6 protein-coding genes are annotated in these 8,589 nt (G+C 43.0%); 5 read left to right on the top strand and 1 reads right to left on the bottom strand.

Annotated elements, in window-relative coordinates; genetic code table 11:
- Positions 1-50 precede the first annotated feature (50 nt).
- A complete protein-coding gene (locus BN161_RS06060; RefSeq protein ID WP_044263901.1) occupies positions 51-323 on the bottom strand; it encodes an HU family DNA-binding protein in 273 nt (90 codons plus the stop codon).
- Between the two features lie 215 nt (positions 324-538).
- Here BN161_RS06060 and BN161_RS06055 point away from each other — a divergent pair, with 215 nt between their 5' ends.
- From BN161_RS06055 to secDF, 5 genes are all read left to right on the top strand, one after another.
- Positions 539-1,273: a rhomboid family intramembrane serine protease gene (locus BN161_RS06055; protein WP_044263898.1), complete on the top strand. Its 735-nt coding sequence runs from the start codon at positions 539-541 to the stop codon at positions 1,271-1,273.
- On the top strand, positions 1,254-2,144 hold the full coding sequence (locus BN161_RS06050) for a rhomboid family protein (protein ID WP_044263896.1): 891 nt from the start codon (positions 1,254-1,256) through the stop codon (positions 2,142-2,144). The genes BN161_RS06055 and BN161_RS06050 overlap by 20 nt, the downstream gene beginning before the upstream one ends.
- A 14-nt stretch (positions 2,145-2,158) precedes the next feature.
- Complete coding sequence (locus BN161_RS06045) at positions 2,159-3,265, top strand: endonuclease/exonuclease/phosphatase family protein (RefSeq protein ID WP_044263903.1); 1,107 nt, start codon at positions 2,159-2,161, stop codon at positions 3,263-3,265.
- A 45-nt stretch (positions 3,266-3,310) separates the two neighbouring features.
- On the top strand, positions 3,311-5,395 hold the full coding sequence (locus BN161_RS06040) for a M3 family metallopeptidase (protein WP_044263894.1): 2,085 nt from the start codon (positions 3,311-3,313) through the stop codon (positions 5,393-5,395).
- A 149-nt stretch (positions 5,396-5,544) separates the two neighbouring features.
- Positions 5,545-8,544, top strand: a complete 3,000-nt coding sequence (gene secDF / locus BN161_RS06035) for a protein translocase subunit SecDF (RefSeq protein WP_044263891.1) — start codon at positions 5,545-5,547, stop codon at positions 8,542-8,544.
- Positions 8,545-8,589 lie beyond the last annotated feature (45 nt).

Below are 8,589 nucleotides of genomic sequence, written 5' to 3'. Positions count from 1 at the left end.
CCCTCACCTCGTAGCGCCTCCTTTTCTATTTTTTCATTCATAGCCTTCCTTTATTCGATGGCCAAAGTCAACTCCATACCAGGTTTAAACTTAACAACTTTCTTTGCAGGAATCGTAATGCTCTGCTTGGTAGAAGGATTAATGCCCAGACGCGCCGCTCTCTCTGCTACAGCGAACGTACCGAAGCCAACCAATGATACTTTGTCACCAGCCTTTAGGGCTTTCGTGATTGCTGCCATGAAAGCATCTAATGCTTTCTTTGAATCCGTTTTAGTCAAACCGGACTCTGCCGCCATAGCGTTGATAAGTTCTGACTTATTCATAATACTAAAATTAAATAATTAATATGTTATACAAAAGATATCCGCATTAGTCGTTCACAAACCTCTACAAAAATAGAGCAATATTTCTGAATATCAAATAAAAACATTAAAAAAAGATTGGATTTTGGCGAAAAATAAAGAATAGAAAGGCGTTTTTCTGTTATAGAACAGAATTTATTCGTATTTTTGCGACTCATTGAACGAAATAACAGATTATGAATGCTATACCAACAGTTACTAAGAACCTATTAATCATTAATGTATTGGTCTTTCTTGCGACCATTGTTGCTCAAAGTTATCATCTTGATTTAGCCCGTTATCTGGGACTTCATTTCTTTCTTGCCGATGACTTTAACGTAGCGCAACTTATCACATACATGTTCATGCATGGAGGTTTTACGCACCTTTTCTTTAACATGTTTGCCGTGTGGATGTTTGGTCGCATACTCGAACAAGTATGGGGACCCAAACGTTTTTTATCTTACTATATGATATGTGGTATAGGCGCAGGCTTAATCAGCATGCTGGTAACCTACATACGCATTCAGGCGGCAAAGGCCGGAATGAGTCCGGAGATGATTAATACCGTATATCAGGAAGGCGCTCAAATCATACGGGATAATATGAATTACACCTATCCGCCCATGGCAAATCTGAATGCTCTCTTAAACGGAGTTACCGTAGGAGCTTCAGGAGCCGTGTATGCCATTTTGCTGGGCTTCGGAATGTTGTTCCCCAACCAGCCGCTATTCATATTCCCGCTACCGTTTCCGATAAAAGCCAAATACTTTGTTATCGGATATGCACTGATTGAACTGTACGCTGGTTTTGCCAACAATCCTAACGACAATGTAGCGCACTTCGCACACTTGGGCGGTATGATATTCGGTTTTATACTGATAATGTACTGGAGAAAAAAAGATAGAGGAAATGGGTACTATTATAACTGACCTTAAAGAAGCTTTTCGCAGAGGGAATATTTATATCCAGCTGATTTATATCAACGTAGCTGTATTTGTAGTCACTACGCTGACGGAAGTAATTCTGCAATTATTCAATCGCAGCCTCGGCGGTGCGTTTGAATGGCTGGAATTGCCCGCTTCACCCACACAGTTCATCATACAGCCATGGTCACTGTTCACATATATGTTTATGCATGCAGGATTTTTACATATCCTGTTCAACATGTTGTGGCTATACTGGTTCGGAGCACTATTCCTAATGTTCTTCTCAGCCAAACATCTGCGCGGGGCGTATATCCTAGGAGGTATTTGCGGTGGATTATTGTACATGGCAGCCTATAATATCTTTCCGTATTTCCACCCGATGGTCGATTATTCATTCATGTTGGGGGCATCCGCTTCCGTGCTTGCCATCGTAGCTGCTACAGCGTACCGCGAACCTAACTACCCCATCCGGCTGTTCCTCTTTGGTACGATACGGTTGAAATATCTGGCACTGATTGTCATCGGTACGGATTTACTGTTCATTACATCCAGCAATGCAGGCGGACATATTGCCCATCTGGGCGGTGCATTGGCGGGACTCTGGTTTGCTGCCGGACTCAGTAAAGGAAAAGATATCACTGCCTGGATTAACAAAATTCTAGATGCTATCGTTTCACTGTTCAGCTTCAAGCCCCGCAAACCGAAGATGAAAGTTCACTATGGTAACAGCCGTCAGAAAGACTATGACTACAACGCCCGCAAGAAATCTCAATCCGAAGAAATAGACCGTATCCTCGATAAACTGAAAAAATCAGGATATGAAAACCTGACCACAGAAGAAAAGAAAAGTCTTTTCGATGCGAGCAAACGATAGTACAGAAAATGGGAATAAAGCATATTGGTAAATTCGTAGCCTACCTGATTTTAGCGGTTAATATATTCTTTATAAGCTTGCTGCTTCTCACCGCTTACAGCCCGCACATCAAGCCGGTTGCTCACCCCGTAGAGTCCTGCTTCGGGCTGACATTTCCTATTTTCCTGGTGATAAACATCTGTTTTTTCATCTTTTGGCTTATTATCCAAAAGTATAAGTTTGCACTTTTTCCACTGGTAGCATTTCTTTTATGCTATTCACAAATACGGACTTATCTCCCGCTCAATTTCCACACTAGCAAATTACCCGAAAACAGTTTCAAGGTCTTGTCATATAACATCATGGGCTTCGACGGAGCGGTCAAAAAGGATGGTGAGAATCTCATTCTGAATTATCTGAAGAATAGCGGAGCAGATATCTTATGCCTGCAAGAATACCAAACGATAGAATCTCCCCGTTATCTCAGCCAGAAAGATGTGGAAAAGGCTTTAAAAGATTATCCCTATCATAACATCCAGATAGTGGGAAGAGGAAGTGGAAAAGGCCACACCAACCGGATAGCCTGCTACTCTAAATTCCCTATTCTTTCATCCCGTAAACTGGATTATGTCAGTGAATACAATGGTTCAGTGGTTTATGAACTGAAAATGGGAGAAGATACCGTAATGCTCATCAACAATCATCTGGAATCTAACAAGCTGACTAAAGAAGACAAAGTAGTCTACGAAAGTATGCTCAAATCTCCTGAAACGGAAAAAGTTAAAAGCGGTGCACGCCTGCTCATCCGCAAGCTAGCAGAAGCATCCGCCATTCGCGCCCCACAAGCAGACAGTATCGCCCAGGAAATCTCAGCGTCACGATACCCTTATATCATCGTCTGCGGCGACTTTAACGATACACCGATTTCCTATGCACACCGGGTCATTGAAAAAGGATTAAATGATGCTTTCACCAAGTCCGGCCGCGGACTGGGTATTTCTTATAATCAGAATAAATTCTATTTCCGGATAGACAATATCCTGGCAAGCAAAAACCTTAAACCTTATAACTGTACGGTGGATCGTTCCATAAAAGAATCCGACCATTATCCAATCTGGTGTTATCTGAAGAGAAAAGATTGAAAAACGAATTAATAATTAATACTTTATACCTAATACTTAGAACTTATGTTTAAGAAGTGTATTTTTATTTTAGCTACAAGTTGTATGATGTACTCCTGTACCACGCAAACGGAAACCAATCCGTTCCTGACTGAGTTCCAAACCGAACATGGCGTACCGCCTTTCGATAAAATCAAACTGGAACACTATGAACCTGCCTTTCTGAAAGGCATTGAAGAGCAAAATGCAAATATCGATGCAATAGTGAACAATTCCGAGGCGCCAACCTTTGAAAACGTAATCGTTGCTCTCGATAATAGCTCTCCGATATTGGACCGGGTTAGTGCCATCTTCTATAACATGACGGAAGCAGAAACAACAGATGATCTGAAAGAATTATCTATTAAACTCGCCCCGACATTGTCCGAACACAGTGATAATATCTCACTGAATCAGGATCTTTTCAAGAAAGTTGATGCTGTATACCAACAGAAAGACGCGCTGGGACTGACTACCGAACAACAACGCCTGTTGGAAGAGACCCATAAAGGTTTTGTCCGTTCCGGTGCAAACTTATCCCCTGAGAAACAGGCACGCTTACGCGAAGTCAATAAAGAACTGTCTACATTAGGTATCAAATTCAGTGATAATGTTCTGAATGAAAACAATGCCTTCAAACTTTATATAGACAAGGAAGAAGACCTTGCCGGACTGCCCGACTGGTTCCGTCAAAGCGCTGCTGAAAAAGCCAAAGAAGACGGACAAGAAGGCAAATGGCTGTTTACATTGGGTAATGCCAGTCGTCTTCCATTCCTGCAATACTCCGAAAATCGTCCGTTACGCGAACAAATGTATAAAGCCTACATCAACCGCGGCAACAACAATGACAAGAATGACAACAAGAAAAATATTACAGACATCGTAAAACTGCGTCTTGAAAAAGCGCAATTACTGGGATTCGACTGTTATTCTAATTTTGTTCTGGATAATACGATGGCTAAAAATTCCACAACCGTTATGGACTTCTTAAACAACCTGTGGAGCTATTCATTGCCAAAAGCAAAAGCCGAAGCTGTTGAATTGCAGAAAATAATGGATAAAGAAGGCAAAGGTGAAAAACTGGAAGCGTGGGACTGGTGGTTCTATACAGAAAAACTCCGCAAAGAGAAATACAATCTGGAAGAAGACGAAATCAAACCTTACTTTAAGTTGGAAAATGTACGCGAAGGCGCTTTCGCTGTAGCTAATAAGCTTTATGGCATCACTTTAACGAAATTGGAAGGTATCCCCGTATACCACCCCGATGTAGAAGTATTCGAAGTGAAAGATGCAGACGGCTCACACTTGGGTGTTTTCTACGTAGATTATTTCCCCCGTCCGGGTAAGAGCGGCGGTGCATGGATGAGCAACTATCGCGAACAACAAGGTGCTATCCGCCCGTTGGTATGCAATGTATGCAGTTTCACACAGCCCGTAGGCGATATGCCTTCATTGCTGACTATTGACGAAGTGGAAACACTGTTCCATGAATTTGGTCATGCCCTGCATGGATTGCTGACAAAATGCAACTATAAAGGTATTTCCGGCACAAACGTAGTACGCGACTTCGTTGAGTTGCCTTCGCAAATCAATGAACATTGGGCTACCGAACCTGAAGTATTGAAAATGTATGCCAAACATTATCAAACCGGCGAAACTATCCCCGACAGCCTTATCGAAAAGATTCTGAATCAGAAAACCTTCAACCAAGGCTTCATGACCACCGAGTTACTGGCTGCTGCCATTCTGGATATGAATCTGCACAACCTGACAGATACCCAGAACTTGGACGTATTGGCATATGAGAAAGAGGCCATGGACAAACTGGGGCTTATTCCGGAGATAGCTCCACGCTACCGTACCACCTACTTCAACCATATCATTGGCGGTTATGCTGCCGGCTATTACAGCTATTTATGGGCAAATGTATTGGACAACGATGCTTTCGAAGCTTTCAAGGAACACGGCATCTTTGACAAAAAGACAGCCGACCTCTTCCGGAATAACGTTTTGGAAAAGGGTAACAGCGAAGATCCGATGACTCTTTACAAGAACTTCCGCGGAACGGAGCCACAACTGGAACCGATGTTAAAAAATCGCGGAATGAAGTAAAAACATTGCTATACGGAGGGAGTTAATTCTTTATCATGTGCAAATATTTGAGTTCCTTTTACTTCCGAATGTGAAAAAAAAACTATATTTGCAGCCTTGTACGCAACAGAAATTAATTAAAAAAGTAATCATAATAAACTAAAAGTAACATGCAAAACAAAGGATTTGTAAAGGTTTTTGCGGTATTGCTCACACTGGTGTGTGTGTTCTATCTCTCCTTTTCTTTTGTGACTCGCCATTATACCAATAAGGCTAAAGAGTTTGCAAAAGGCGATGTGAAAGTAGAGCAGGACTACCTGGATTCTCTGGCTAATGAGAAAGTATTCTTCGGCAATTGGACACTGAAACAGTGCCGAGAGATGGAGATCAGTTTAGGTTTGGACTTAAAGGGTGGTATGAACGTCATCCTCGAAGTTTCCGTTCCCGATGTAATCAAAGCATTGGCGGACAATAAACCCGACGAAGCATTCAACCAAGCATTGGCAAATGCTGCCAAACAAGCTATTAGCAGCCAGGACGACGTCATTACGTTGTTTGTGAGAGAGTATCACAAAATTGCTCCGGACGCACGTCTTTCCGAGCTTTTCGCCACTCAACAGTTAAAAGACAAAGTCAACCAAAAGACCTCCGATGCGGAAGTAGAAAAAGTACTGCGTACGGAAGTAAAAGCCGCTGTTGACAACTCATACAACGTACTCCGTACTCGTATCGACCGTTTTGGTGTGGTTCAGCCCAACATCCAAAGTCTGGAAGACAAGATGGGACGTATCATGGTGGAACTTCCGGGTATCAAGGAACCGGAACGTGTAAGAAAATTACTTCAAGGTTCCGCTAATCTGGAGTTTTGGGAAACATACAACGCAAAGGATGTTGCACCTTATCTGCAAGCTGCTGATAACAAACTGCGTAGCATTTTAGCCAATGAAGCACCTGCTGACAGTGCAGCTGTTGACAGCACCGCTGCTCCGGTTGTAGCGCAAGCTACCAGCACCGCCGACAGTCTTGCCGCTGCATTGAAAGGCGAGAACAAAGCACAATCCGTTGATCTTGCACAAATCAAGAAAGAACATCCGTTGCTGGCTGTACTGCAAGTTAATTCCAGCGGACAAGGTCCTGTTGTAGCTTATGCTAATTACAAGGATACTGCTGACATCAACAAATATCTTTCCATGAAAGAAATTCAAGCCGAACTTCCGAAAGACCTTCGTCTGAAATGGGGTGTTTCCGCTTACGAATATGATCCGAAAGGACAAACTTTCGAACTTTACGCTATCCGCTCAACCGAACGTAACGGACGCGCTCCGCTGGAAGGTGATGTTGTTGTAAGCGCTAAAGACGAATACGATCAGTTTGGTAAACCTGCTGTAAGCATGTCAATGAATACAGACGGTTCACGCCGCTGGGCACAGTTGACTAAACAAAACATTGGTAAGAGCATCGCTATCGTATTGGACGGCTATGTATATTCTGCACCGAATGTAAATACTGAAATTACAGGTGGTAACTCACAAATCACGGGTCACTTTACGCCCGAACAGGCAAAGGACTTAGCAAACGTACTGAAATCCGGTAAGATGCCGGCTCCCGCACGTATCGTTCAGGAAGATATCGTAGGTCCGTCTTTGGGACAGGCTTCTATCAACGCCGGTGTATTCTCATTCATCGTAGCATTGATACTATTGATGATTTATATGTGCTCCATGTACGGTTTCATTCCGGGTATGGTTGCCAACGGCGCATTGGTACTGAACATGTTCTTTACAATGGGTATCCTTTCATCCTTCCAGGCGGCTCTGACAATGTCCGGTATTGCCGGTATGGTGTTAGCCCTGGGTATGGCTGTGGATGCGAACGTGTTGATCTATGAACGTACAAAAGAAGAGTTACGCGCAGGTAAGGGTGTGAAAAAAGCCCTCGCAGACGGTTATTCTAATGCATTCTCCGCTATCTTCGACTCAAATTTAACGTCTATCATCACGGGTATTATCCTGTTTAATTTCGGTACAGGTCCTATCCGTGGTTTTGCCACGACCTTGATTATCGGTATCTTGATTTCATTCTTTACCGCTGTGTTCATGACACGTCTGGTATATGAATACTTCATGAATAAAGATAAATGGCTGAACCTGACTTTCTCTTCCAAGATCTCTAAGAACCTGATGGCGAATGTACACTTCGACTTCATGGGTAGAAATAAGCAATGGTTTACAATTACAGGCATTATCCTTGTTATCTGTATCGGTTCACTGTTCGTACGTGGCTTGAGCCAGAGTATCGACTTCACCGGTGGACGCAACTTCAAGGTACAGTTTGAAAACGCCGTAGAACCGGAACAAGTACGTGAGTTAATCGCCAGCAAGTTCGGTGATTCTAATGTAAGTGTAATTGCTATCGGTACCGACAAGAAGACTGTACGTATCAGCACAAACTACCGTATCGAAGAAGAAGGTAACAATGTCGATTCAGAAATCGAAGCATATCTGTATGAAACGCTGAAACCGGTATTGACGCAGAACATCACGCTGGAGACATTCATCGACCGCGAAAATCACACAGGTGGCAGTATCATCAGCTCACAGAAAGTAGGTCCGAGTATCGCAGATGATATCAAGACTTCGGCCATGTGGTCTGTAGTTCTCGCTCTTATCGCCATCGGTCTCTACATCTTGATCCGTTTCCGCAACATTGCATATAGTGTGGGTTCCGTAGTTGCACTGACCAGTGATACATTGATGATTCTTGGCGCTTATTCATTGTGCTGGGGTTGGATGCCGTTCTCTCTTGAAATTGACCAGACATTTATCGGTGCTATCCTTACGGCTATCGGTTACTCTATCAATGACAAAGTGGTAATCTTCGACCGTGTACGCGAATTCTTCGGCCTGTACCCGAAACGTGACAGAAAGTTGCTGTTCAACGATTCTTTGAATACGACCCTAGCTCGTACCATCAACACTTCATTGAGTACATTAATCGTGCTACTGTGTATCTTCATCCTTGGTGGTGACTCTATCCGCAGTTTCGCATTTGCAATGATTCTCGGTGTTGTAATCGGTACATTATCTTCTCTGTTCGTCGCATCTCCTATCGCATATATGATGATGAAGAACAAAAAGATTGTTGAGCCTGCTGTTGAAGTAGCAAAATAAGAACTATATAGTAACAAAACAAAAAGGGAAGCCGAAATGTGAGGG

The organism is Bacteroides timonensis (assembly GCF_000513195.1).
GTDB lineage: Bacteria > Bacteroidota > Bacteroidia > Bacteroidales > Bacteroidaceae > Bacteroides > Bacteroides timonensis.
Note: the sequence above shows the minus strand (reverse complement) of the source record. Positions and strands in the feature narration are given on the sequence as shown.

Coding starts and splice junctions, on each gene's coding strand:
- BN161_RS06050 (WP_044263896.1), top strand. CDS start 1,254: ATGGGTACTATTATAACTGACCTTAAAGAAGCTTTTCGCAGAGGGAAT.
- BN161_RS06055 (WP_044263898.1), top strand. CDS start 539: ATGAATGCTATACCAACAGTTACTAAGAACCTATTAATCATTAATGTA.
- secDF (WP_044263891.1), top strand. CDS start 5,545: ATGCAAAACAAAGGATTTGTAAAGGTTTTTGCGGTATTGCTCACACTG.
- BN161_RS06040 (WP_044263894.1), top strand. CDS start 3,311: ATGTTTAAGAAGTGTATTTTTATTTTAGCTACAAGTTGTATGATGTAC.
- BN161_RS06060 (WP_044263901.1), bottom strand. CDS start 323: ATGAATAAGTCAGAACTTATCAACGCTATGGCGGCAGAGTCCGGTTTG.